23 protein-coding genes and 1 tRNA gene are annotated in these 26,055 nt (G+C 55.5%); 10 read left to right on the forward strand and 14 right to left on the reverse strand.

What is annotated here, in order from left to right; genetic code table 11:
• Positions 1-8: 8 nt before the first annotated feature.
• On the forward strand, positions 9-2,474 hold the full coding sequence (locus tag MPQ_RS10570; RefSeq protein WP_013442934.1) for an EAL domain-containing protein: 2,466 nt from the start codon (positions 9-11) through the stop codon (positions 2,472-2,474).
• Positions 2,475-2,510: 36 nt separating this feature from the next.
• Here the strand turns inward: MPQ_RS10570 and MPQ_RS10575 are convergent, their stop codons facing one another.
• Complete coding sequence (locus MPQ_RS10575) at positions 2,511-3,743, reverse strand: PQQ-dependent sugar dehydrogenase (protein ID WP_238525305.1); 1,233 nt, start codon at positions 3,741-3,743, stop codon at positions 2,511-2,513.
• Between the two features lie 174 nt (positions 3,744-3,917).
• Here MPQ_RS10575 and MPQ_RS10580 point away from each other — a divergent pair, with 174 nt between their 5' ends.
• Positions 3,918-5,093, forward strand: coding sequence for an HPP family protein (locus MPQ_RS10580; protein WP_049821946.1), 1,176 nt, complete (start codon positions 3,918-3,920; stop codon positions 5,091-5,093).
• A gap of 78 nt (positions 5,094-5,171) precedes the next feature.
• A complete protein-coding gene (locus tag MPQ_RS10585; protein ID WP_013442937.1) occupies positions 5,172-5,996 on the forward strand; it encodes a ferritin-like domain-containing protein in 825 nt (274 codons plus the stop codon).
• A gap of 83 nt (positions 5,997-6,079) precedes the next feature.
• On the opposite strand, the gene MPQ_RS10590 is transcribed toward MPQ_RS10585, so the two are convergent.
• On the reverse strand, positions 6,080-6,700 hold the full coding sequence (locus MPQ_RS10590) for a TetR/AcrR family transcriptional regulator (RefSeq protein WP_013442938.1): 621 nt from the start codon (positions 6,698-6,700) through the stop codon (positions 6,080-6,082).
• An 81-nt stretch (positions 6,701-6,781) separates the two neighbouring features.
• Here MPQ_RS10590 and MPQ_RS10595 point away from each other — a divergent pair, with 81 nt between their 5' ends.
• Positions 6,782-7,510, forward strand: a complete 729-nt coding sequence (locus MPQ_RS10595) for a nitroreductase family protein (RefSeq protein WP_041362337.1) — start codon at positions 6,782-6,784, stop codon at positions 7,508-7,510.
• A gap of 101 nt (positions 7,511-7,611) precedes the next feature.
• Here the strand turns inward: MPQ_RS10595 and MPQ_RS10600 are convergent, their stop codons facing one another.
• Both MPQ_RS10600 and ppsA read right to left on the reverse strand, forming a co-directional pair.
• Complete coding sequence (locus MPQ_RS10600) at positions 7,612-8,433, reverse strand: pyruvate, water dikinase regulatory protein (RefSeq protein ID WP_013442940.1); 822 nt, start codon at positions 8,431-8,433, stop codon at positions 7,612-7,614.
• A gap of 204 nt (positions 8,434-8,637) precedes the next feature.
• Positions 8,638-11,007: a phosphoenolpyruvate synthase gene (gene ppsA, locus MPQ_RS10605; RefSeq protein WP_013442941.1), complete on the reverse strand. Its 2,370-nt coding sequence runs from the start codon at positions 11,005-11,007 to the stop codon at positions 8,638-8,640.
• Between the two features lie 567 nt (positions 11,008-11,574).
• On the opposite strand from ppsA, the gene MPQ_RS10610 reads away from it, so the two are divergent.
• On the forward strand, positions 11,575-11,811 hold the full coding sequence (locus MPQ_RS10610) for a hypothetical protein (protein WP_013442942.1): 237 nt from the start codon (positions 11,575-11,577) through the stop codon (positions 11,809-11,811).
• Positions 11,812-11,814: 3 nt separating this feature from the next.
• Here MPQ_RS10610 and MPQ_RS10615 read toward each other — a convergent pair whose 3' ends face one another.
• From MPQ_RS10615 to ffh, 7 genes are all read right to left on the reverse strand, one after another.
• Positions 11,815-12,849 carry a YdiY family protein gene (locus MPQ_RS10615; RefSeq protein WP_013442943.1) on the reverse strand — a complete coding sequence of 345 codons (1,035 nt, stop codon included), beginning with the start codon at positions 12,847-12,849 and terminating at the stop codon, positions 11,815-11,817.
• Positions 12,850-13,071: 222 nt separating this feature from the next.
• On the reverse strand, positions 13,072-13,851 hold the full coding sequence (locus MPQ_RS10620; protein WP_013442944.1) for a TIGR01458 family HAD-type hydrolase: 780 nt from the start codon (positions 13,849-13,851) through the stop codon (positions 13,072-13,074).
• Positions 13,852-13,908: 57 nt separating this feature from the next.
• Positions 13,909-14,541: a phosphatase PAP2 family protein gene (locus tag MPQ_RS10625; protein WP_041362339.1), complete on the reverse strand. Its 633-nt coding sequence runs from the start codon at positions 14,539-14,541 to the stop codon at positions 13,909-13,911.
• A gap of 210 nt (positions 14,542-14,751) precedes the next feature.
• Positions 14,752-15,060, reverse strand: a complete 309-nt coding sequence (locus tag MPQ_RS10630; RefSeq protein ID WP_013442946.1) for a BON domain-containing protein — start codon at positions 15,058-15,060, stop codon at positions 14,752-14,754.
• A gap of 126 nt (positions 15,061-15,186) precedes the next feature.
• Positions 15,187-15,723, reverse strand: coding sequence for a YaeQ family protein (locus MPQ_RS10635; RefSeq protein WP_013442947.1), 537 nt, complete (start codon positions 15,721-15,723; stop codon positions 15,187-15,189).
• Positions 15,724-15,942: 219 nt separating this feature from the next.
• Positions 15,943-16,018, reverse strand: a tRNA-Lys gene (locus MPQ_RS10640).
• Between the two features lie 126 nt (positions 16,019-16,144).
• The gene (gene ffh / locus MPQ_RS10645; RefSeq protein WP_013442949.1) at positions 16,145-17,497 is read right to left on the reverse strand and encodes a signal recognition particle protein; all 1,353 of its coding nucleotides are present in this window, start codon (positions 17,495-17,497) and stop codon (positions 16,145-16,147) included.
• Between the two features lie 103 nt (positions 17,498-17,600).
• On the opposite strand from ffh, the gene MPQ_RS10650 reads away from it, so the two are divergent.
• On the forward strand, positions 17,601-18,407 hold the full coding sequence (locus MPQ_RS10650) for an inner membrane protein YpjD (RefSeq protein WP_013442950.1): 807 nt from the start codon (positions 17,601-17,603) through the stop codon (positions 18,405-18,407).
• Between the two features lie 56 nt (positions 18,408-18,463).
• Here MPQ_RS10650 and MPQ_RS10655 read toward each other — a convergent pair whose 3' ends face one another.
• Positions 18,464-19,132, reverse strand: coding sequence for an HAD family phosphatase (locus MPQ_RS10655; protein ID WP_041362342.1), 669 nt, complete (start codon positions 19,130-19,132; stop codon positions 18,464-18,466).
• Positions 19,133-19,243: 111 nt separating this feature from the next.
• Here MPQ_RS10655 and MPQ_RS10660 point away from each other — a divergent pair, with 111 nt between their 5' ends.
• Complete coding sequence (locus MPQ_RS10660; RefSeq protein WP_013442952.1) at positions 19,244-19,909, forward strand: energy-coupling factor ABC transporter permease; 666 nt, start codon at positions 19,244-19,246, stop codon at positions 19,907-19,909.
• Between the two features lie 75 nt (positions 19,910-19,984).
• Here MPQ_RS10660 and MPQ_RS10665 read toward each other — a convergent pair whose 3' ends face one another.
• The gene (locus tag MPQ_RS10665; protein WP_013442953.1) at positions 19,985-21,538 is read right to left on the reverse strand and encodes a 2-isopropylmalate synthase; all 1,554 of its coding nucleotides are present in this window, start codon (positions 21,536-21,538) and stop codon (positions 19,985-19,987) included.
• A gap of 73 nt (positions 21,539-21,611) precedes the next feature.
• On the reverse strand, positions 21,612-22,412 hold the full coding sequence (gene pssA / locus MPQ_RS10670) for a CDP-diacylglycerol--serine O-phosphatidyltransferase (protein ID WP_013442954.1): 801 nt from the start codon (positions 22,410-22,412) through the stop codon (positions 21,612-21,614).
• A 96-nt stretch (positions 22,413-22,508) separates the two neighbouring features.
• Between pssA and tgt the strand changes: the two genes are divergently transcribed.
• The 3 genes from tgt to secD all read left to right on the forward strand — a co-directional run bounded on the left by tgt (position 22,509) and on the right by secD (position 26,039).
• Positions 22,509-23,639, forward strand: coding sequence for a tRNA guanosine(34) transglycosylase Tgt (gene tgt / locus MPQ_RS10675; protein ID WP_041362866.1), 1,131 nt, complete (start codon positions 22,509-22,511; stop codon positions 23,637-23,639).
• A 142-nt stretch (positions 23,640-23,781) separates the two neighbouring features.
• Positions 23,782-24,099: a preprotein translocase subunit YajC gene (yajC, locus tag MPQ_RS10680; protein ID WP_013442956.1), complete on the forward strand. Its 318-nt coding sequence runs from the start codon at positions 23,782-23,784 to the stop codon at positions 24,097-24,099.
• 110 nt (positions 24,100-24,209) lie between these two features.
• Complete coding sequence (secD, locus tag MPQ_RS10685) at positions 24,210-26,039, forward strand: protein translocase subunit SecD (RefSeq protein WP_015830791.1); 1,830 nt, start codon at positions 24,210-24,212, stop codon at positions 26,037-26,039.
• Positions 26,040-26,055 lie beyond the last annotated feature (16 nt).

Below are 26,055 nucleotides of genomic sequence, written 5' to 3' on the forward strand. Positions count from 1 at the left end.
GGAACCAAATGTTGCGTATCCTGATGGTGGAGGATAGTCCGACTGATGCCGAGCTCTCGCTGCGCGAGCTGAAGCGCGCCGGGATGACGTGCGAATTCATGCGGGTAGAAACCGAGCAGGATTTTCGCGACCAGATTCAGGATTACCACCCCCAACTCATTCTTTCCGACTATTCCCTGCCGCAGTTTGACGGCATGTCAGCGCTGCACATTGCGCGAGAACTGGCGCCGGAAATCCCCTTCATTTTTGTTTCCGGCACCATAGGTGAAGAAACCGCCATCCATTCCCTGAAAAATGGCGCCGCCGATTACATCATCAAGAACAATCTGAGCCGATTACCCAGTGCGGTGACCTCGGCGCTGGAGCGCGCAGAAGAAAAAATCCTGCATAAGCGCATGGAGCGCGAGCTTGAAAACAGCAACCGCCTGTTCCGCGTGTTCATGCAAAACCTGCCGGCGATTGCGTTCATCAAGGACCAGCAGGGTCAGTATATTTTTGCCAATGCCAGCACGGTCGATGCCCTGCAATTGCCGCATGAGGAGATCATAGGCAAGCACGACACCATGCTGTTTCCGCCCCAGCTTGCGCAGGAAATGCGCGCGGCCGAACAACAGACGCTAGCCCAGGGTGAAGCCATACAGCATGTCCGCCAGTTTCCGCTGGCAGATGATGTCAAGCTGTGGCTGCTCACCACTTTCCCCGTGCAAGACATGGATGGCAATTTCAATCACATCGGTGGCATCGGCATCGACATTACCGAGCAGCGCAAGGCGGAAGAAGCGCTACTGCTGCGTAACCATGCGATTGAAGCCAGTGCCACGCCCATCCTGATCGTGGATGTGACGCAACCGGCCATGCCGCTGATCTATGTGAACCGCGCGTTTGAGCTGGTGACAGGCTATTCCTCGCAGGAAGCCGTCGGCCGCAATTGCCGCTTTTTGCAGGGGCATGACCGCGAACAACCCGAGCTGGAAAAGATACGTACGGCGATACGCGAGCGTTGTCCCGGTTATGCCATCCTGCGCAATTACCGCAAGGATGGCAGCCTGTTCTGGAACGAGCTGTATGTGGCGCCCGTGCCTGACCCCCATGGCGGCGAGCCACGCTATTTTGTCGGTGTGCAAAAAGATATCACCGAGATCCGGCAATATCAGGAAGCGCTGGAACGACAGGCGAATTACGATACGCTGACCGGGCTGGCCAACCGCAACCTGCTGAAGGAACGCATGCAGCAGGCCATCAGCGAAGCACGGCGCCATAACTGGACGTTTAGCGTGGCGTTTATCGACATCGATAACTTCAAGCGCGTGAACGACAGCATGGGCCACAGCGCGGGCGATGAGTTGATACGCCTCCTGGGCCAGCGCCTGCAATCCTGCCTGCGCGATGGCGATACCGTGGCGCGGCTGGGTGGCGATGAATTTGTCCTGCTGCTCACCAGCCAGTCGCTGGATGAAAGCATTCATACCGTGGTGCAACGCATACGCAACACCATCATCAACCCGTTCATCATTACCGGCAGGCAGCTCACCGTCACCTGCAGTATCGGGCTGGCCAACTTCCCGCATGACGGCCGCAATGCCGATACGCTGCTATCGAATGCCGATAGCGCCATGTATCAGGCCAAAGCCAGCGGCAGCAATAATTTCCGCTTTTATGCCAAGGAAATGAATGCCGAGCTGGGCCACCGGCTATCACTGGAAAACGATTTGTGGCACGCTCTGGAAAACCAGCAACTGGTTCTGCATTACCAGCCGCAGGTCTGCATGCGCAATAGCCAGATCATCGGCATGGAAGCCCTGATACGCTGGCAGCACCCCAAGCTGGGCATGATCCCGCCGCTGCAATTCATTCCGCTATCAGAGGATGATGGTCTGATTGTGCCGATCGGCATCTGGGTCATGGAAACCGCCGCGCATCAGAATCGCCAATTGCAGCTGGCAGGCTACCCGCCTATCCGGGTGGCGGTGAATCTCTCCGTGCGACAGCTGGAACAAAAGGATCTGGTGCACTGCATAGAAAAAACGCTGCAGCATTCCGGCCTGGACCCGCAATGCCTGGAGCTGGAGATTACCGAGAGCATGCTGATGCACAACATCGAGGAATCCATCATCACCTTGAACCGGATCAGCGACCTCGGGGTGCAATTGTCATTGGATGATTTTGGCACGGGCTATTCCAGCCTGTCTTACCTTAAGCGCCTGCCCATCAATCGGCTGAAGATAGACAAATCCTTCATCAATGACATCACCACCACGTATAACGATGCCATTATTGCGCGCTCCATCATCGCCCTGGCCCATAGCCTGGAGATACAGGTGATTGCCGAAGGCGTGGAATCCGCAGATCAATATGCCTTTTTGCTGGAGAATGGATGCGACGAGGTGCAAGGATATCTGCTGAGTCGCCCGCGGCCATTTGAGGACATGGAAGCCCTGTTGCGCGACGGCGGCCGCTTGTTGCCAGCGTCGTGATCCTGACCGCCGCTGCGCCCGTGTGGACGCGACGGCTTATTCCGACATCAGTAACTGGTTGTGGTCCGTCTTGAGGTAAAAGCGGCCATCGGCATCAATCTTCACCACGCGTATGCGATACCCACTCAACACCGGTTCGGCATACACCAGGCGGTGCCCTTCCTTTTTCATGTGATAGAGCGTGGTGGTCGCCATGCCTGCGACAAAAAAGCTGTTTTCCCAGTAGGCATTGCGGCCAGACTTGGGATAGCGCGCGATGGAGCCCACACCAATAGAGGGCACAAAGGTAAAGATGGGCTTTTCGTAGCCTTCGTGGCCGTTATAGCTGTTGCCGTAATAATCGCCATTGCCATCGCGCTCATACATGGTGCCGTAGCTCACCAGCGGCCAGCCATAATTGGAGCCTTCGCGTATCAGGTTGATTTCATCGCCACCGCGCGGGCCGTGTTCGGTTTCCCATAAATCACCGGCTTCATGGTCAAAATACAAGCCGCCGGAAGGCGAGCGCAGGCCGGAGGCATACAGGCTAACCGTGCCGGACTTGGTATTGATCTTCATCAGCTTGCCGAGCGAGGTAGAAGTATCCTGCACGCCTTGCGGTTTGCCGAAATCGCCAATCGCCAGATAGACGATCTCGTCGCTCTCCCCCAGTGCCAGCTTGCCGCCTGCCTGCATGCCCAGAAAAGGCTCTTTGATGGCGGGATTACTGGTAAAGATGTCGCGCTTGTAAACCAGGCGGCTATTGACGATATCGAGGGTAAATTCCGACACCGCGAGGCGCGCGCCATTCTGCATGTCGTCCCAGACGATGTAGCTGACATAGAGAGAATTATTCACCCGCAGGCTGTCCTTCACGCCGGATGAGCCCTGGCAATACACCAGCGGCTTGGCGTCATCGTCGTCGTCATCGGATTTGCTCAGGCGCTGCGGCGATTGCGTGCGCTCGATATCATTGTCATCCAGCGCGGTAAAGTAGGCCTCGCCACATTTGCTGATAAACAGAAAGCGCTTGTTGCCCAGGATCTCGAATGGCCCGGAGGGAAACTCGTCGTCAATTGGCAGGTTGTACACGCGGAGGTTTTCGGTGCCGAACACCGAGCCTATTTTGGCATTCTGGTCCGGCAGGATTTCATCAATGCTGAGGCTTTCAAAGCCATCTTCAAATGGCCACCACTTCATGCGGTATTGATTGGCGCCCAGCATGAAGAGGCCGACCACCATCAGGGTAAAGAGCAGAACTTTAATAATTTTTTTTCGGTTGATATGCATGCTTTCAATCGCCATGCGCAGCCAGCGCTGCCTGTGGCTTTATTTATTGTTGTTATTACCGACCACCTGCTGCCGGCTTAGTTTCCTCAATGGCCGGATTTTACCGGTGTCATGCACCATTCTAGTGCCGCTACGGTTAAAATACGGCTTCCGCTTTTGGCCTTGCCTGATTTCATGAATGCCTTGATGCAGTTCATGCGGCGCTTTCGCCCGCAAACCAATATTGTCAGCCACAGCGAGCGCTTGCGGGCCTGCGGCGGCGCCCTGCTAGGGATATTGATCACCGCCAGCGTCAGCGCCTTGCTGGTAGATAATGCCAGCCTGCCCTTCCTCATGGCGCCTATAGGCGCATCGGCCGTCTTGCTTTATGCCGCCCCCGCCAGCCCGCTGGCGCAACCGTGGTCCATCATGGGTGGCAATATGCTTTCGGCCATCGCCGGTGTTCTCTGTGCCAGCTGGATATCCTCGCCATTGCTGGCAGCCGCGGCGGCGATTTTTCTGGCGATAGGGCTGATGTTTGCCATGCGCTGTTTGCATCCTCCCGGCGGCGCCGTTGCCTTGACGGCGGTCATCGGCGGCCCGGCCATCCACCAGCTGGGCTGGGGCTATGTGCTGATGCCGGTGGGCTTGAATTCATTGCTGTTGCTGGTTGTCGCGCTGATCTACAACAATGCCACCCGGCGCCCTTACCCGCATGCCCAGCAGCTGGAGCCGGAACGTTCGCTGCATGAAACCCAGGATATTCCTCCACTGGCACGCATGGGCTTTACGCACGCCGACATGGATGCCGTGCTCAAGGATTACAACCAGGTGCTGGATATCAGCCGCGATGATCTGGAATCGTTATTCCTGCAGACCGAAATGCACGCATACCGGCGCCGCTTTGGCGAAATACGCTGCCAGGACATCATGTCGCGCTCGCTGATCACCGTTGAGTTTGGCACCACGCTGGAAGAAGCCTGGCAGCTGCTGCTGCGCCATCACCTGAAAGCCTTGCCGGTGCTCGACAAGGCACGACGCGTGAGCGGGATTATTACCCAGGGCGACTTCATGCGGCAGGCGGACCTGGCTGGCTATCAGGGCATTGCCAGCAAGCTGAAACAGGTGGTGCAACGCATTCCCTTTACGCATACCGACAAACCGGAAGTGGTGGGCCAGATCATGACCAATCGCGTGATCACCGCCAGCACCGATATGCACATTGTGGAGCTGATCCCGCTGGTATCCGAACATAATCTGCACCATATCCCCGTGGTGGATCAGGAACGCCGCCTGGCGGGCATGATCAGCCAGTCCGACCTGATCGCCGGGCTCTATCGCGGCCGCCTCAACAGCATGGCGAGCGGATGATGCAAGCTGCAGACCTGCATGGTTTCCCAGCGGCTGAGGGATGGTTTACACTGCCCTCTCCCATCAAGCCTGATCGCCATGCCTACTGAACTCCGACAAGCCGCCCTCGCCTGGCTGGCCGAACCCGACCCCAGCCGCAAAGTCGCAGGCGTCACCGACTTGCATAGGGCATATCAATGCGGGGAGGTTTTGCTGGATGGCACGGTAGACCTGAGGACAGCTACGCCCGCATCCGGGCTGTCGATTCCCGGCCGCCCACAGCAACCCGAGCTGGTGTCGCCGCTGGCCGTCAAGCGCCGCAATATGCGCACCGTGGAAGGCCGCGCCGCGCTGATTCACGCGCTGGCCCATATTGAATTCAATGCCATCAACCTGGCACTGGATGCGATCTGGCGTTTTCCCGGCATGCCGGATGCCTTTTATGCCGACTGGCTGCAGGTGGCGCAGGAGGAAGCCCTGCACTTCAGCCTGTTACAACAGCACCTGGTGACACTGGGCTACGGTTATGGCGATTTCCCCGCCCACAACAGCCTGTGGGAAATGGCCACCCGCACCGAACACGACATCCTGGCACGCATCGCGCTGGTCCCGCGCACCATGGAAGCCCGCGGCCTGGATGCCTCACCGCCCCTGCGCGCCAAACTCGCCCAGGCTGGCGATATGGCCGCCGCCGCCATTCTGGATATTATCCTGCGCGATGAAATTGGCCATGTCGCCATTGGCAACCGCTGGTTCGGCTGGTTATGCGAACACGGCAATCTCGAGCCTCTGGCAACCTATGCCGAATTAGCCGCCCGTTACAGCGCCCCCACGCTGCGCGGTCCTTTCAATATGGAAGCCCGACGCGCCGCAGGCTTTAGCGATGCCGAGCTGGAATCTCTGGTGGGGCAAGCTGCTGAATAAGCGGGATGGCTTCAGGCTAACCCGCCTTCATACAGCATTCAGCAATGAGTAACCTCTATTGCTAGCCACCTGAAATATCCGGGCTATTTCCCCTGCCTGACTAAAAACCTTTCCGCCAAGGTCACCAGTTCGGTGACAAAATCTGCCTTATCCAGCAATGCCGGTTGTTCATTCGTAACCTGATGCACAATCGCCTGAATACTGATGCCCACCATATACGTAGCCAGCTCGGGATCAGGCACGTTTTTCATAAACGGCTGCAAGGCATTAATCATGTTTTTCAGCATTTCATTATTGCCATTGTCCGGGTCGCATTGGGATAAGGGCAACTCTTCTGCTATCGCCTTATGCACATCAGGAGCCTTGCGGTGCTCCTTTACCACCATGTCTACCACGATTTCTAATGCTGCCCTGAGCGTAGACTGCTGGCTCATGAGCGACATGGTATTGCGCACATCCTCATGCATGGAGGCGGCATGACGACGCTGCAACTCGGCGATCACTGCCTGCTTGTTAGGAAAAAACTGATAGAGCGAAGCAATATTCACCCCCGCTCGCGCGGCAATGGCATTGGTATTCAATCCACCCCAACCAGATTCATTCAAAATGTAAGTTGAAGCTTGCATGATGGCATCCACTGTCGCACGGGAGCGCGCTTGCAGCGGCTGCTTTCTGGGCTTTGTAATGCGTTGGGATTTGACCATGGCAGTCCTCAAAGAATGTGAGTATGAATAATTAAAGCAATAACTTACTATTTTCATTCATTCAAACACAGAGACACGATTGTGACAACAACCGCTACCCCAACCAATTGGTCAGCCTTCCAGTTCATCAACCGGCAGCGAAGAGCCATTCGAAAATTCAGCGCATTATCGATTCCCGAACAAGATGTTCAGGAATTGCTAGCTGAGGCGGCGCTCGCTCCTTCGAGTGGAAATTTGCAGCCTTATCAATTGCATTGGGTTCGTAGTCCCGCGCTGAAAGCCGAAATCGCATTGGCTTGCAATCAGCAGCAAGCGGCAGCTACCGCAGCAGACATTATCGTCATTTCCGCCAGTGCCGCCATCGCCAGGGACACCGCCAGCAAACAACTCAGTCATGTGGAGCTATCGAGTAAATTCAGCGCAAAATCAAAAGCGTATTACCGAAAACAAATGAAGATGTTCAATACGATTTTGGGCATAGGCGCTTCTGCATGGTGGACACCAATGGTGTATGCAGCCACGTTACTTCGTCCTTGTCTGGCTTTGTTACCGATAGGGAACATGGGCAGTCGGCACTGGGCAGCCAGAAATGCGATTTTTGCGGCACAAACCATCCTGCTGGCGGCAGCTGCAAAAGGGATCGACTCTTGCCCCATGGAAGGGTTTTCTGCCGTCAAGATCGCCCAGAAATTAAATCTGCCCAAAGGCAGCGTTATTCCGATTGTGATTGCCTTGGGCTATCGGGCAGAAGATGCGCGCATTGAAATGCAATGGCGACGTCAATTCAATGAAACCTTGATCACGCATTAAATGTGGAAGGTTCTAGCACGAGCCTTAATGCAAAAACCCAAGCACAGAAGCCTGGGTTTTTATATTTTCTGCAACCGTGGCATGCATGGCATGCCAGGCTTTTAACCGTACTGACGAATCGGCACGCGGATCTTCTGCAGAATCACCGTGGCCAGCTCTTCAATCGAGCGATGTGTGGAGTCGATCCAGGTAACGCCGGCACGCTTCATCAGGTCTTCGGCCTTGGCAACTTCATCCCGGCAGTTGTCCAGCGAGGCGTAGAAGCTGTTGGGGCGGCGCTCGCTACGCACGGAGTGCAAACGCTCAGGGCTGATGCTGAGGCCGTAGAGTTTTTCCGGATAGTTTTCCAGCACGGCTGGCAGGCGCATGCGGTCAAAGTCTTCCGGAATCAGCGGGTAGTTGGCGGCCTTGATGCCAAACTGCATGGCGAGATACAGGCTGGTAGGCGTTTTGCCACAGCGTGAAACGCCGACCAGTATCACTTCGGCTTCTTCCAGACCGGAGTTGGTCATGCCGTCGTCATGGCCCAGCGAGAAATTGATGGCATCAATACGGTTGTTATAGCCCTGGCTCGCAGCACCGTGGGTAATACCGACGCCTTGCGAAGGCTCCAGCCCCAGCTCGCTCGCTAGCGGATCAATAAAGGTACCAAACAAGTCGAGGAACATGGCGTCCACTTGTTTCAGCTTGGCGCGAAACTCCGGCTTCACCAGCGTCATGACGACAATCGGGCGCACGCCGTCTTCCACACTGGCTTCCTTGATGCGGTCAATGGCGACCTGAAGCTTGTCCAGCGTATCAATGAAGGGGAAGCGGAGCTGACGCAGTTTGACGGTAGGAAAGTGCGCCAGCAAATGGCCTATGGATTCAGCCGTAATACCGGTGTTGTCCGAAACAAAAAAAACGGAACGGTCATGGGTCATGATCAGGGCGCTCTGTAGATGGTCAAGTAAAAGGCCAGTATAGCGCTAGCCAACAGTAAAGGGCTGCCGCGGCAGCACGGAATATCAACAAAAAGGCTGCCCGAGACAGCGCGATGTATCAGTAAAAAGGGCTGCCTCTCGGCAGCGCGGTGTATCAACGAAAAGGGCTGCCTTACGGCAGCCCTTGGACTATAACACTAATTACTATTTGTTGGCGGCGGCCAGTCGCTGCCAGGTGGTCACGACGGTATCGGGGTTGAGCGATACCGACTGGATGCCTTCCTTGACCAGCCATTCAGCGAAGTCTGGATGGTCCGATGGGCCTTGGCCGCAGATACCGACATACTTGTTGAGGCGGTTGGCGGTGGAAATTGCCATCTTCAACAGTACCTTGACGGCATCGTTACGCTCGTCGAAACCGGCAGAGAAGAAGCCGGAATCGCGGTCCATGCCCAGGGTGAGCTGGGTCAGGTCGTTGGAGCCGATGGAGAAGCCATCAAACAACTCCAGGAACTGCTCGGCCAGCAAGGCGTTGGATGGGATTTCGCACATCATGATGAGGCGCAAGCCATTCACACCACGCTTGAGGCCATGGCTTTCCAGGATTTCGATCACGGCACGGGCTTCATCCAGCGTACGCACGAATGGCACCATCAGCTCGACGTTGGTCAGGCCGATTTCCTCGCGCACCTTGCGCATGGCGATACATTCCAGATCGAACGACTTGCGGAAATCGCCATCGATGTAACGCGACGCGCCACGGAAACCGATCATCGGGTTTTCTTCATCGGGCTCGTAGATATCACCACCGACCAGCTTCTTGTATTCGTTGGACTTGAAGTCCGACAAACGCACGATCACAGGCTTGGGGTAGAACGCAGAGGCGATGGTAGCCACACCTTCCACGACCTTCTCAATGTAGAAGTCGCGTGGGCTGGCATAGCCATTGGCACGGCGCTGTACTTCTGCCTTCATGTCGGCTGGCAGGGTGTCGATATTCAGAATGGCCTTGGGGTGAATGCCGATCATGTTGTTGATCACGAACTCAAGACGGGCAAGGCCAACACCGTCATTAGGTGTCTGCGCAAAGCTGAACGCCATGTCAGGGTTGCCCACGTTCATCATGATCTTGACCGGAGCCTTGCCCAGTGCAGCGGCTTCCTGGCTGGAAACCTCATAGTCCAGCGCGCCGGCATATACATAACCGGTTTCGCCTTCTGCACAGGAGACGGTCACGATGTCGCCATCTTTCAGCACATCGGTTGCATCCACGGAACCTACAATCGCGGGGATACCCAGTTCGCGCGCGATGATCGCGGCGTGGCAGGTACGGCCACCACGGTTGGTCACCAGGGCAGAAGCACGCTTCATCACCGGCTCCCAGTTCGGGTCTGTCATGTCAGCCACCAGCACGTCGCCGGGCTGCACGCTGTTCATTTCAGCCGGGTCGCGCACGATACGCACAGGGCCTACACCCACTTTTTGCGTCACGGCACGGCCAGTCACGATTGGTGTGCTGCCATGCTTGATCTGGAAGGTCTCGATCACATTGCCGGTTTGCGACTTCACGGTTTCAGGGCGGGCCTGCAGGATGTACATCTTGCCATCCACGCCGTCCTTGCCCCATTCGATATCCATCGGGCGACCGTAGTGTTGCTCAATGATCACGGCATAGCGTGCCAGTTCCAGCACGTCTTCGTCGGTCAGGCAGTACTTGATGCTGAGGGCAGGGTCTACATCCTTGGTTACCGTGCTTTTGCCAGCCTGCTGCACATCGCCAAACACCATCTTGATGGCCTTGGAACCCAGCGTGCGACGCACGATGGCGGGACGCCCCTGGGCCAGCAATGGCTTGTGTACATAGAATTCGTCAGGATTCACCGCACCTTGCACCACGGTTTCACCCAGGCCGTAAGAAGCGGTAATGAAGGCGACATCCTTGAAGCCGGATTCGGTATCAATGGTGAACATCACGCCAGCGGCGCCAATGTCACTGCGCACCATGCGCTGGATACCTGCGGACAAGGCCACATCAGCGTGCAGGAAGCCCTTGTGTACGCGATAGGAGATCGCACGGTCGTTATACAGGGAAGCGAATACTTCCTTGATGGCGTGGAGGATATTGTCCAGGCCCTGAATATTGAGGAAAGTTTCTTGCTGACCGGCAAAGGAGGCGTCAGGCAAGTCTTCCGCGGTAGCCGAAGAACGCACAGCGAAAGTGACATTCTCACCGGAGGAAGCGGTCAATGTGGCGTAATGCTCGGCAATGGCGTCGTTCAAGGCTTTCGGGAAAGAGGCCTGCATGATCCATTCGCGGATCTTGCTGCCACAGGCTGCCAGTGCGGTCACATCTTCCACATCCAGCTTGTCGAGCTCGGCATTGATGCGATCTGCCAGACCATCTTGCGCCAGAAACTCGCGATAGGCATGAGCCGTAGTCGCGAAACCAGTAGGCACGCGAACCCCTTTTGAAGTCAGCTGGCTGATCATTTCCCCCAGCGAAGCATTCTTGCCCCCAACTTCAGGCACATCCGTATTTCGCAACTTTTCAAAAGCAATGACGTATTCCGACATATTTTCCTCATGCGTTCATAGCGTTTTTAAGGCGCGTATGAATTTCATAATTTCAAGGTTGAGTTAGCAAATGCATAAACACTGCTGACAGGCTTGTTAAAACTGGGCTTAAATTAATTGATATCACTATTGAGTGCACTGAACGCACAACCGCGAGAATATTGCCTTGAGCAGGCGACGTGTGACGAGCCGCTCCCCAGCTCATTCCCACATTCGACTAAATCATTTGTCCTGCCATAGTCCTTATCTATTCTTGACGGCAGACGCCAGCTACACAAGTGCAGCAAAACCATGCTGATTCAGATTGAAATAATACAGTAAAAACGGCTGAGTTCACCAGCCTAAAACGTATTTAGGCCGAAAGGACTAATCCATTCGCAAGCATTGTCTGGGGTTGGCGACAGCTGCTTGCAAATAGCAGCAGAAAGCCGGAGCACACGGTGTGACAGACGGCTCTGCGGCCGGAAAATTGTGCTGCTATAATTTGCCGCCCTTCCCTGGAGGAACCTCCAGCGGCCGGGTGCATCCAAACTTGCCCCTTGATGTTGATTAGCGCGAAGGACGCTCATGATACTGATATTTCTGGTCCTACTGCTCGCCCTGTTGCCGCTGGTACTCACCACCTCGTTTCCCCATCTGGTGGTCGTGAGCATATACAGTGGGCTGGCGCACCTGCTCGCCTTTGGCTGGGCCATCATGATCATCATCATTCTCCTGCGCCGCCGCCGTATCCGCGAATGGCGCGAGGCGCGCAAGCTACGCAAGCAGGCGCGCGCCCAGCAAAAGAAAACACCTTCAAACTAAGCTTTACCAGGCGTAGCCCGCGCTGAACAACAGGGTGGAATCAATCTCCTTGCGGCCTGGCGTCGGGCTTCCATCCCAGGTGACATTCCACTGGGTAGAGGCATTCAAGCGCTCGGTAAGCGGGAACCGGAAGCCGGTTTTGGCATAAATCAGCATATCGCGTGTATCTTCCAGGCTCATGAGCGCTTCGTGCTCATGGAAAAACTGGGTAAATCCATTCAGCAGTTTCTGGTCGTATTTCACCGCCCAGCGCAATGCCGCATAGTTTTTGTCAGGGTCGGTGTAATGACGCTCGCTCACATAGGCCAAACCGCCTTCCAGCGACAGATTGAGGTTGGGCGATTCATACATCTGGTAACCCGAGCCGCCACCGATGGTCGTCAGCAATTGCAGGTCACGAAACCTGTCCTGCTCCAGTGACGTCACGCCGTAGGCATACCAGCGCCGACTCCAGAAATGGTCGTACTTGGCGTAGCCACGGCTATTGAATTGCGTGCTGTTGCCTCTATCCTCTGCCCGGTTGAAGATGGCCCCGGCGGTATACCGATTCTGCAGCGTACGAATGATGGTTTCCGTATCCAGCCGCAGGGCCTGGGTTTCGGAGTTGCCTTGCGTCCAGGTGCCGCCAACATTGATACGCCCGGTCCATTTGTAGCCGCCGCGCACCAGTTCGGGCGAAGGGTTGATGTAGCGCAGCTCTGCCAGCTCAATATCGCGGTATTGCTCATTCTCAAGCTTGATCCAGGCACGGCCGTCTTCCACGTCATCCAGACTGACAAACGCGCCTTCCACGCGCTCTTTGTCATTCAGCACGATATCCAGCGCCTTGGCAGAGTCCAGGCTGGCAATTTCCGCCCACACGACTTTGATCACGCCTGCATAGGCGGTTCTGAACTCGACGGCATCGCCTTCTTTTTTCAGCACTTCGCCAGTCAATATATCGCCATTTTTGAGGCGCAACTGATCCGCCGCCGCATGGCATGACAGCCCGATAAGAGACGCCGCCACCATGGCTTTTGCATAAGCAGTTACCTGCATGTAGTTCCTCCTGATGTTATTGCTTGATGTCGACATGCCTGCAGGCAGTGACTTTATTAAAGTTCGCTCGCGCGCCCACACGGGGAGCCTTGAAACCGACATTGATTAGTGAGTTAGCAGAACGGCACGCTTGCCGGGCTTCTTATTCAAGATGACTGCATAAGGCCGAAAAAATTCGCTGACCCCGGCATGCGGGGTCGGCAAATGGCGACAATCGCGCCATTACAGCCCCAGCAGATCGGGAAACTCGCGTATGGATGGAATCACCCGATCCGGGTGAATAGTGGAGGCATCACAGTATGCCTGGCGATACTTGCCGGTCTGCACCAGCACGCCATGCAGACCTGCCTGCTGGGCACCGCCAATGTCGGCATCAATGTCATCGCCGATCAGCACCGCATCGCATGCCGCCACACTCATACTGATCAGCGCCATGGCAAAAAAATCCGCCGAGGGCTTGCCCATCAGCGTGGTCTGCGCGCCACTTGCATATTCCAGACCGGTGATAAAGGCGCCAATATCCATTTGCAAGCCATGCTCGGTTTGCCAGTAGCGGTTCTTGTGGATGGCAATCAGCTTGGCGCCACGCATCAGGCAGTTGAACACCTCATTCAGCAACCGGTATGACCAGGCATCGCCAATATCGCCAATTACAATGAATTCGGCATCAGTATCTGACTGGCGAAAATCGGCAAAATCCTGCATCACGTCTTCCGCCAGCAGGAACCGGCATACTGGGTCACCTTGCCGCATCAGATATAATCGCGCAGCCTGGGTGGCACTGATGATTTCCTCTGTTTCCACCGCAAAGCCCAGACTGCCCAATTTTGCCTGCAATGAAGCCAGCGACAGCGTGCTGGTATTGGTAACAAACCGGCACGGCAAACCGGCGTTGCGGATACGGTCTACCGCATCCATCGCGCCCTCCACCGGCTTGCCGCCGATATAGAGCACACCGTCGAGATCAAACAGCACGCCCTTGATGCCATTTAGCGGCTCCATGATGACTCCTTTCTGCATACGGATAACACTTGCATGCAAGCATCAACGATGCCAACCCTATCCACGTTTACGTTCCCTCAACACGGCCCAGCGGGTAGTCCAGTACACCAGCATGCCGATATAAGTACCGGCGATCACATCGCTCACATAATGATAGTTGGTAGCCACCAGCGCCACTGCCAGGAGTGTCATGCCCGCCAGATACCACCGGCGCCAGCGTGGATAAAACTGCCACAGCGCCATGAACACGGTCATGAACACCACCATGTGACCTGACGGAAAAGCGTCGTACCCACGCTTGCCTATCTGAAACCAGTGCGCCTGATGAGCCTCGGGATTGGACAACCAAAAGCGAACCTCGATACGCGCAAACATCAGCTTGAGCACATGCTTGGCGAGGAACGCCATGGGCAGCACCACACCGATCAAAAGAAAAAAGTCACGCCTTGGGCTACGCTCGCCCAGCCTGCGCAAGTAAAAATAGAAGGAAAAACTAAAGGTAGAGCCGATCAGCACCACCCAGAACAGATGACTGGGTAGGTTATTGGTATAGTCATGAAACGGGGCATAACTCAGCAAATGCGCCTTGATCCACAAGGCCGCTGGCGCATCCACAAAAAAAATCGCCAGCAGGCTCAATACGGTTACCAGCAGCATGAGGCCCAGGCTACGCATAGATCGCCACGCCATATATCCTGACCTCATTCGCCACCAAGCACTCAAAAAATATCCTGACCATGCCTGAAGTTTAGACTAGCGACACCCACGCGTCGATGATCCAGCGCTGACGGGACCAGATTTGCTTTTATCTCGCGCACAGACGGCCATGAAAAAAGGCCGACATTGCTGTCAGCCTTTTTCCGGTGACCGGTAAAACCGGCAACCCGTTATCGCGAGAAATTACTCAGCGACAACAATTTCATTCTTGACGGCGGTCACGCCCTTGACGCCCTTGGCGAGCAACACTGCTTTTTCAGCTTCTTTCTTGGTTTTTGCAGTGCCGGACAATTCGACCAGGCCATTGCTGTCAGTTTCAACCTTGATATCACTGGCACTTACCAGCTTATCCTTGGCAAACGCAGCCTTCACCTTCGTTGTGATCACAGTATCGCTCAACTTGGTGGAAACGGCATCACCGTCTGCAGCAAAACCACTCAAAGGCATTGCCAGAGCACTTACCAACAGCAGAGCTTTAAAATTCGTTTTCATATCGTTTCCTTATAATGGGTTGTTGTTGAAGACGAATCCATTGTGAAAGAAACCGGCATGATGGCGAATACGTTGGTCGCTGATTCTCGTGTCAGAGAACGCTTACCGGAGTGTAGGCGTAGCGCCCTACTTCAAGGTGGCGCGGGTGACTTCCACGCTCGCCTCCCCATCGCTTAACCACACCTGACCATCCTGGATGGTGCATTGCAGATTCATGCTGCGTTGCGCCAATGCGGCCAGCGCCTGGGTTGTTTCCTGCGGCAGACTGTAAACCCGCAAATTGCTGAGCCGGGCAAAACCGGAAGCGTTCTGCGCAAACCACATCTCTGCCGTGCGCCCGCCATAGGCATACACCACCACCTCATCGGCGCGGCCACATGCCTTGCGTATCAGCTTCTCATCCGGCAGGCCGACATCGATCCACTGCTCAATGCGGCCAGTCAAATCGCGCCGCCAGAGATCCGCCTCTTCATCATCCGTCATACCCTGACCAAACGCCAGCTGCTCATCCGCATGCAGGGCAAACGCCAGCAGGCGCACCATCATGCGCTCATCCGTCTCCGACGGATGCCGCGCCAGGGTCAAGGCATGATCCTGATAATAATGCCGCTCCATGTCGGCAATCTGCAGATTGGCTTTGAATACGGTAGATTTAAGGGCCATAGAAATCCTGATAAGACGTGAAAATGAAGTGCTAGGGTTATACAACAGAACAGCGTCGGCAGGGCCAGACTGCTCAATAAAAACCTGCAGCATCCGATTTTTCATCCAGGCCTGGCGATTGCCAAGCCCAGATTGCCAAGCCTGGCCATGGGATGGAGGAAAGGTAACGGTATAAATGAAAAAAAGGGGTTACGATTTCTCGTAACCCCTTTTTGGTGTTGGTGGGCTGTGCGGGGATCGAACCCACGACAAACGGATTAAAAGTCCGCTGCTCTACCAGCTGAGCTAACAGCCCGGAGACTTTCGTCCCGATGTTTTCCGTTGCTTTGGAAAGCGCGCAATTATCCAGAAAAGGGCGTAGCGCGTCAACCAGAAATCAGGGAAAGTTTATGCAGCATTCATTTAGCGTAGACACGGCGCCTTAGCGCATGCCAGGGAACCGACCTTGCATGGCGCGCATCATCTTGCTCATGCCGCCTTTGGAGAACATTTTCATCATCTTCTGAATTTCTTCAAACTGGTTGAGCAGGCGATTGACTTCCTGCACCTGCACACCGGCGCCAGCGGCAATACGGCGTTTGCGGGTCGCCTTGATGATCTCGGGCTTGCGGCGCTCTTCGGCCGTCATGGAATTGATAATGCCTTCCATGCGACGCATGGCTTTATCGCCAGTCTCACTATTGATCTGGCCGGCCATGCCCGCCAACTGCGCGGGCATTTTGTCCATCAGCGCACCCATGCCACCCATTTTGCGCATTTGCAGCATTTGCGACTTGAAGTCTTCGAGGTCAAAGCTTTTGCCGGACTTGAGCTTGTCGGCGACTTTTTGCGCCTCAGCCATGTCGACATTCTTTTGCGCCTGCTCAATCAGGGACAGCACATCGCCCATGCCCAGCACGCGGGAAGCCATGCGCTCCGGATGGAATACTTCCAGCCCATCCACCTTTTCGCTAACACCGACGAATTTGATGGGCTTGCCCGTGATGTGGCGTACCGACAAGGCGGCACCGCCACGCGCATCGCCATCCAGCTTGGTGAGGATAACGCCCGTCAGGGGCAAGGTCTCGCCAAAGGCGCGTGCCGTATTCACAGCATCCTGACCTTGCATGGCATCGACCACAAACAGGGTTTCCACCGGATTCAGCAAGGCATGCAATTGCTGGATTTCGGCCATCATGGCTTCATCAATGCCCAAGCGGCCGGCGGTATCGAAAATCACCACATCGTAAAAATGACGCTTGGCAAAATCGAGTACATTAGCGGCAATATCCTGTGGTTTCTGGCTGGCGTTCGAGTCAAAACAGTCGACCTCCAGGCTCTTGGCCATGGTTTTCAATTGCTCAATGGCGGCGGGGCGATATACGTCAGCACTGGCCAGCAATACTTTCTTCTTTTGCTCCTTGAGCAGACGCGCCAGCTTGGCTGAGGTCGTCGTTTTACCTGAACCCTGCAAACCTGCCATCAGGATAATCGCCGGAGGAACTGCTGCCAGGTTGAGCCCTACATTCTGCTCGCCCATGAGGCGCGTGAGCTCTTCATGCACCACCTGAATGACAGCTTGCCCGGGCGTCAGGCTCTGCAGCACATCGCGACCTACCGCCCGCTCCTTCACCTGGGCGATGAATTCCTTGACCACGGGCAGGGCGACGTCAGCCTCCAGCAGCGCCATGCGCACTTCACGCATGGCATCACTGATATTTTCTTCGCTGAGACGGGCCTGGCCGCGCAGCGTCTTGACCACCTGTTGTAATCTACCGCTTAAATTTTCAAACATAATCCGTGCCGAATGTAATGCGGGCCAGCGTTTAGGGGCTGAAACCGCGTGTTATAGTATTTACTTAATTCTAACCCAAGACCTGAAGACACAAGACAGCTAAATGGTTGCCCTTATTCCTTTTCTGCTCACAGCCCTGATTTACAGCCTGGTCGCCATCGACTTCTGGCGTAGCGTAAAAAACTCAGACCCTGCCTCACGCCGCAAGCTGCATAGCCGGGTGCTGGCCATCGGCCTCTTGCTGCATGCGGGCCTGCTATATAACGCCATGTTTACCGAAGGCCTGAACCTGAGTTTTGACAATGCCCTGTCGGCAATTGCCTGGCTCACGGTGCTGATCTATTGGGTCAACAACCTGCGCTATCCGCTGCAAAGCCTGCAGGCCTTTGTGCTGCCACCTGCGGCGTTTTTCGTGCTCTTGCAATACGGCATGCACGAAAACCACGTGCTGCCTTATCTGGGCAATCCATTGTTCATGACGCATCTGGTCATCGCGATTCTGGCTTACAGCCTGTTCACCTTTGCCGCCTTGCATGCGGGCCTGATGGCGTTTGCCGAGCGCAAGCTGCATCAAAAATCCAGCTTGAGCCGCTTGCCGGAATTCCCGCCGATTATCGTCATGGAAAAGCTGCTGTTCCGCGTCATTGCGCTGGGTTTTTTCCTGCTCACGCTCACGCTCCTGAGTGGCGCCCTGTTTTCCGAACAGATTTTTGGCCAGGCCTTGAAGTTCAATCACAAGAACCTGTTCGCCATTATCTCGTGGCTGGTTTATGGCGGCCTGCTGCTTGGCCGCCAAGCCTATGGCTGGCGGGGCAAGACCGCTATCCGCTGGACACTCAGCGGCTTTGTGATTTTGCTGCTCGCTTACGCAGGGACCAAATTCGTGCTGGAAGTCCTGCTCAATCGTTAACCTAGGCAGGCGGCCTGCATGGCAGGCCTGCCCCGCTCAACACACAATATTAAATACTACCGCAGACTGATGACTGGCCAGCCCGCACCTTCGGCGTAAGCTTTCAACGTAGGGTCCGGATCGACTGCCACGGGCTTGTCCACCAGTTTCATCAGCGGCAAATCGTTGTGCGAATCGCTGTAGAACCAGCTCTGCTCAAAATCCTTGAGGGTTTGCCCGCGTGCCTCCAGCCAACTGTTCAGCCGCTTAATCTTGCCTTCCTGAAAACTCGGCACGCCGGTGCTACGCCCGGTGAATTGGCCGTCAATCTCCTCCGGTAGCGTCCCAATCAGGTTTTCAATACCAAATGCCTTGGCAATCGGGCCAGTAACAAAGCTGTTGGTCGCGGTAATGATCATGAGCAAATCGCCGTTGGCTCTATGCTTTTCCACCAGCGCCCGCGCTTTGTCAGTGATCATGGGCGCGATTTTTTCCTGCATGTAGCGCGTGTGCAATTCATCCAGAAAGCTGCGCGGATGCTGGCTTAATGGCTTGAGCTGAAACTCGAGAAACGCATAGATATCCAGCTTCCCGGCTTTATAGTCTTCGTAAAACTGCAGGTTTTTTTCCAGGTGCTCCTCGCGGTTGAGCAATCCCTGTTCGATCAGGAACTGGCCCCATTGAAAATCACTATCCCCGGCCAACAGGGTGTTATCCAAATCAAAAAGTGCAAGCTGCAAAATCATCTCCGTTCTGTTACGGCGTTTCAAAAATAGGTAAAGTACAAGACTTGTGCATCGCATTGCGGAGAGCTTGATGCGGCAAGAACTCGCTGCCCCCATCAAGGTCATTACGATATGAACTTCCCCGACCATTTACTACCCACCGAGCTGTGCTGGGCCGCCAATGCATTAAGCCTGGCGATTATCCTGGCCTGCGTGAAAAGCGCACCTTGGCGTCATCTGAAAGACACCAGCCTGTTGAATGTGTTCATGGCTGGCATCGTCGGGCTCATGCTGGTATGGGCAGTTAACGCCGGGATCAAGCCTGGTCTGAATTTTCATTTGCTGGGCGCTACGCTGCTCAGCCTGATGTTTGGCCCCCAACTTGCGATTATCGCGCTGGCCCTGGTGCTGCTCGGCATTACCGCCTTTGGCATGGCTGGCTGGCTCAGTTACGGGCTCAATCTCATGCTCATGGTGGTGATTCCCGCCATGTTCAGTTGGGGCGTATTCCGCTGGGTAGACCGCAAACTGCCCAACCATTTGTTTGTGTATATTTTTGTGGTCGGCTTTTTCTGTGCAGGTGTCGCCATTACCCTGTGCGGACTCGCCAGCAGCTTTGTGCTGACCGAAAGTGCTATCTACAAGCGTGAATATCTGGGCGAGCATTACTTGCCCTACTACATTTTCATGGCCTGGTCCGAAGCTATGCTCACAGGGATGGCGGTAACGCTCATGGCGGCTTTCAGGCCAAGCTGGCTATCTACCTTCAACGACAAACGTTATCTCAAAACCAAATAGGCCTGCCTGCATACTGGCCCAATCCCATCAACAAGGCGCTACCTACAATCAATATCCGGAAGCGCCAGGCTGATTTTACAATGGCTGCGGATGTGCCCGTTCGGCGTTGGATTGCAGCTTGTTCAAGCCATTCAAGTAAGCTTTGGCCGAGGCAATCACGATATCGGTATCCGCACCCTGGCCGTTCACAATGCGGCCACCCTTGGACAGGCGTACGGTCACTTCGCCTTGCGCATCGGTACCACTGGTAATGTTGTTGACCGAGTAGAGCTGCAACTCGGAACCACTGTTGACGATGCTTTCAATGGCTTTGAACGCCGCATCCACTGGGCCGCCGCCATTCGACTCCGCCCGTTTTTCCACGCCATGCTCGGTAACAGTGACAATCGCATGCGGGATTTCGCCCGTCTGCGAGCATACCTGCAGGTAGACCAGCTTGTAGCACTCACTGGCTTCGCCCATCACGTCATCGCTGACCAGGGCATGCAGGTCTTCATCAAAAATCTCGGACTTCTTGTCTGCCAGCTCCTTGAAGCGGGCAAAGGCGGCATTCAAGGCCTCTTCGCTATCGAGCTGGATACCCAGCTCATTCAGGCGGGTGCGGAAGGCATTGCGGCCAGACAACTTGCCCAGCGTAAGCTTGTTGGCGCCCCAGCCCACATCTTCAGCACGCATGATCTCGTAAGTCTCGCGGTGTTTCAGCACGCCATCCTGGTGAATGCCAGATTCGTGGGCAAAGGCATTGGCGCCAACCACCGCCTTGTTCGGCTGCACCGGATAACCGGTAATGGTGGAGACCAGCTTGGAGGTAGGCACGATCTGCGTAGTATCAATGCTGGTGTCGAGGTTGAATACATCGCGGCGCGTGCGCACTGCCATGACGATTTCTTCCAGACTGGCATTGCCTGCGCGCTCGCCCAGGCCGTTGATGGTGCATTCCACCTGCCGCGCGCCGCCCATGACAGCCGCCAGTGAATTCGCCACCGCCATGCCAAGGTCATTGTGGCAATGGGTAGACCACACCACGCGGGATGAATTGGGCACGCGGGCAATCAACTGCTGCATGCGCTCGCCCCACAGCGCGGGTATCGAATAGCCCACGGTATCCGGCACATTGATGGTCTTGGCCCCCGCATCAATCACGGCGGTAAACACCTGCACCAGGAAATCCATATCCGAACGCACCGCGTCTTCCGCGGAGAATTCCACGTCGTCGGTATATTCCAGCGCCCATTTCACGGCCTGCACCGCACGCTCCAGCACCTGCTCCGGCGTCATGCGCAGTTTGTTCTGCATGTGGATGGGGCTGGTGGCAATAAAGGTATGGATACGGCCTTTGGCCGCTGGCTTGATAGCTTCGCCTGCGCGGCGGATATCGTTTTCATTGGCACGCGCCAGCGAGCAGACGGTGGACTCCTTGATAATCTCGGCGATGGCATGAATCGCATCAAAATCCCCTGGACTCGCTGCAGCAAACCCGGCTTCAATCACATTCACCCCCAGCTTCTCCAACTGACGGGCGATGCGGATCTTTTCTTCCTTGGTCATGGCAGCACCCGGGCTCTGCTCGCCATCGCGCAAGGTGGTATCAAAAATGATTAACTGCTTGTCTTTTATCTTATCTGACATGGTGTCTGGTCCATAAACTTGGTGATCGCTGCATCATGTACGCAGCGAAATGCATTTGCGGAGATAACTAAATTCAGTTGGCGGAAGGCGACGCGGGCGGACGCTTCAGCTTGCGGTATGCCCACAAGACATACCCTGACAAGCCGTATAGCAGGGAAACTGCAAACAGGACTTCAGCAGGACTGTATGAAATGAGCACAAAAGCCAGCACGATGAGCAGAATCACCACAAACGGTACGCTGCTGCGCAGATTGATGTCCTTGCCGCTGTAAAAGCGCAGGTCGCTCACCATGGAAATGCCAGCAAAGACGGTGATGCTCCAGGCCAGCCATTTCATTTTGACCCAGCCAAAGAAAATCTCGTCCCCGGCAATGCCATTATCAAAGGAAATCCACACCAAACCGGCCAGCAATGCGGCCGCAGCCGGACTGGGCAAGCCCTGAAAATAGCGCTTGTCGCTTTCATCCAGCTTGGTATTGAAGCGGGCCAGGCGCAAGGCAGCACTGGCGCAATAGATAAAGGCCGCAATCCAGCCCAGCTTGCCCATGGGTTGCAAAGCCCACACATACAGCACCAGCGCCGGGGCCACGCCAAACGACACCATATCGGAAAGGCTGTCGTATTCTGCGCCGAAGGCACTTTGGGTATTGGTCATGCGGGCGACACGCCCGTCCAGACCGTCCAGTATCATCGCAATGAAAATGGCGACCGCTGCATGCTCAAAGCGACCACTCATCGCCTGCACGATGGCATAAAACCCGGCAAACAGTGCCGCCGTCGTAAACAGGTTGGGCAGCAGATAGATGCTGCGCTCGCGCAGACTCTGTTCAACCAGTGGTTTGGTGCGGCGCAGACGGGGTTTGGCATCAGCCATTGCGAAACTTCCTGAAATTAAACTTCGGCTAGTATATCAAAGCCGCATGGATTGACTATGTTAGACTCGCGTATTGATTTCAACACGCTTAGCACCATGCAATTCACTCTGCACAAACAGGATGGCGCCGCCCGCCGCGGCACCGTCAGTCTGGCCCACGGCGAGGTTCAAACACCCGCCTTCATGCCAGTCGGGACTTATGGTTCCGTCAAGACGCTCTCCCCGCAAGAGGTTCACGACATTGGCGCGCACATTCTGCTCGGCAATACCTTTCACTTATGGCTGCGGCCCGGCCTCGATGTCATTGAGGCCCATGGCGGCCTGCATGGCTTCATGGGCTGGGATGGCCCTATCCTCACTGATTCCGGCGGCTTTCAGGTCTGGAGCCTCGGCGACCTGCGCAAGATCAGCGAAGAAGGCGTCAAATTCCGCTCTCCGATCAATGGCGACAGCTGTTTCCTGACCCCCGAGGAATCCATGCGCATCCAGCGCGTGCTTAATTCCGACATCGTCATGATTTTTGACGAATGTACGCCTTACCCTGCAACCCACGAGCAAGCCATGACATCCATGCAGCTCAGCCTGCGCTGGGCACGGCGCAGCAAGGATGCCCATGCCGGCAATCCGAACGCGCTGTTTGGCATCATTCAGGGCGGCATGTATGAAGACTTGCGCGACATCTCGCTGGCGGGGCTAACTGACATTGAGTTTGATGGCTACGCCATAGGCGGCTTGTCGGTAGGTGAACCCAAGGAAGACATGCTGCGTATTCTGGCTCACACCACGCCGCAGATGCCACAGGACAAACCTCGCTACCTGATGGGTGTTGGTACGCCAGAAGACCTGGTGGATGCGGTAAGCCACGGCGTGGACATGTTTGACTGTGTGATGCCTACCCGCAATGCCCGCAATGGCTGGCTGTTCACCCAATATGGTGACATCAAGCTCAAGAACGCCCGCTACAAACTGGATACCGGCCCTCTGGATGCCGACTGCAGCTGCTACACCTGCCGCCATTTCAGCCGCGCCTATCTGCACCATTTGCATCGTACCGGCGAGATTCTGGGCGCCCGCCTCAACACCCTGCACAACCTGCACTATTACCAGCAACTGATGGCAGGGATGCGCAAGGCCATCGAAAACGGCACATTCAGCAGTTTTGTTGCGGAGTTCAAGGCCAAGCGCCAGCAGCTTAAAGCCGAAAGCCTGGCAACGGCTTCAAATTAGAGGTGACCGCAATCACATAGCGAGGCCGCCACAAGATGGCTGATAAATTTAGTGAGAACACCACAAGGCGCTCTATGCTAGAATTTTTGGCTTTAGTATCAACAGTATCAATTTTATTTAAAGTAATAGAAAGGTAGCTTCCGTGTTAATCAGCTCAGCTTATGCCGCATCGGCCTCCCCGGCTCCGGAATGGACCAGTTTTCTTCCTCTGGTCGTGATCTTCGTCCTGTTCTGGTTCATGCTGATTCGTCCGCAAATGAAGCAGGCCAAAGAACAGCGCCGCATGCTGGAAGCCCTGCAAAAAGGCGATGAAGTCATCACCGCTGGCGGCATCGTCGGCAAGGTCACCAAAGTTGGTGATGCTTATGTCACGATTGAGATCGCACCTGAAGTCAACATCAACGTGCAAAAGCAAACCGTCCAGACCCTGCTGCCCAAGGGCACCATCAAGTCCATCTGAATTTAAACCATCCCGCCATTCCGTCCCATGCTCCGCACCCATCCATACATTGCAACACTTTCATGTATGAACGAGCCTGAGGACGGAATGCGTTTTTTTCGAGCCGCATTATGAATCGTTACCCCTTATGGAAATACATACTCGTGCTGATCACCCTGGTGCTCGGCGTGGTGTATTCGCTGCCCAATCTGTTTGGTGAGTCACCAGCCGTCCAGGTATCCACCGCCAAGAGCTCCGCGAAACTCGACCCGGCATTGCTGGGCCAGGTGGAAGATATCCTGAAGCAGGAAAAAATCACTTATGAAGCGGTGTTTCTTGACACGAATGGCGTCAAGGTACGATTTGAAAATGCGGACACGCAAATCAATGCCAAGGATGTGCTGCAAGGCAAGCTGGGCAAGGATTACGTCGTTGCACTCAATCTGATCTCGCGTTCACCTTCTTGGCTGCGCAGCATCGGCGCGCTGCCCATGTATCTGGGTCTGGACTTGCGCGGCGGCGTTCACTTCCTGCTGCAAGTTGACATGAAAGCCGCGCTGGATAAGGCCGCTGAGCGTTATGTCGGCGATTTCCGCAGTGCGTTGCGCAAGGAGCGCGTGGCTTACATGGGCGTCAGCCGTGAAGGCCAGGCCGTGCAGGTGCGCTTCAGCAGCGCTGCCGAACTGGCAAAAGCCCAGAAAATCCTGAACAAGGAATACCCTGACCTCACCTTCCGCACCCTGGATAGCGGTAACGACAAACTGCTGATCGCCACACTGAATCTGCAGGCACAAAAACGCATTCAGGAATTTGCCCTCAAGCAGAACATTCAAACCCTGCACAATCGCGTGAACGAACTCGGCGTTGCGGAACCGATTATTCAGCAGCAAGGCCTGGATCGCATCGTGATCCAGTTGCCAGGCGTGCAGGACACGGCCAAGGCCAAGGAAATTCTCGGCCGTACCGCGACGCTTGAAATCCGCATGGTGGACGAAGAGAAGAGCGACATGACCACGCTGGACAAAGCCAGCAAGGGTCAGGTGCCATTTGGTGACGAGTATTATGTGGAACGTAACGGCCAGCCTATTCTGGTGAAAAAGAATGTCGTGCTGACCGGTGACTACATCACCGACGCCGGCCCTGGCCTGGATCAGCAAAACGGCGAGTCCGTTGTGCATGTCACCCTGGATGGTCGCGGCGCCCGTATCTTCAAACAGGCCACCAAGGAAAACGTCGGCAAGCGCATGGCGATTCTGCTGATTGAAAAAGGCCAGGCAGAAGTGATTACTGCTCCTGTCATCCGCGAAGAAATTGGCGGCGGCCGCGTGCAGATTTCCGGCATGGCGAACGTGCAGGAAGCTACCGATGTTTCATTGCTGCTGCGCGCTGGCGCGCTGGCTGCGCCAATGGACATCATCGAAGAACGTACCGTTGGCCCAAGCATGGGTGAAGAAAACATCAAACGCGGCTGGCACTCGACCCTGTGGGGCTTCGCTGCGATTGCCGTGTTCATGATCATCTACTACATGCTGTTCGGTAGCGTGTCGGTGCTGGCGCTGGGCGTCAACCTGCTGCTGCTGACCGCCGTGCTGTCGCTGCTGCAGGCCACGCTCACACTGCCCGGTCTGGCGGCGATTGCGCTGACGCTGGGGATGGCGATTGACGCCAACGTGCTGATCAATGAGCGTATTCGTGAAGAGCTGCGCAATGGCAATACGCCTCAGGCTGCCATTCACGCCGGCTATGACCGCGCCTTCGATACCATTCTGGATTCCAACGTCACCACCATGATCGCCGGCCTCGCCCTGTTCATGTTCGGCTCCGGCCCGGTCAAGGGCTTTGCCGTAGTGCACGTGCTGGGCATTTTGACTTCCATGTTCAGCGCCGTGGTGGTTTCGCGCGCGCTGGTCAACCTGATTTACGGTTACCGCCGCAAGATCAGCAAGCTGTCCATCGGCTGATGCGACCTCACGTAAA

This window comes from Methylovorus sp. MP688 (assembly GCF_000183115.1).
GTDB lineage: Bacteria > Pseudomonadota > Gammaproteobacteria > Burkholderiales > Methylophilaceae > Methylovorus > Methylovorus glucosotrophus.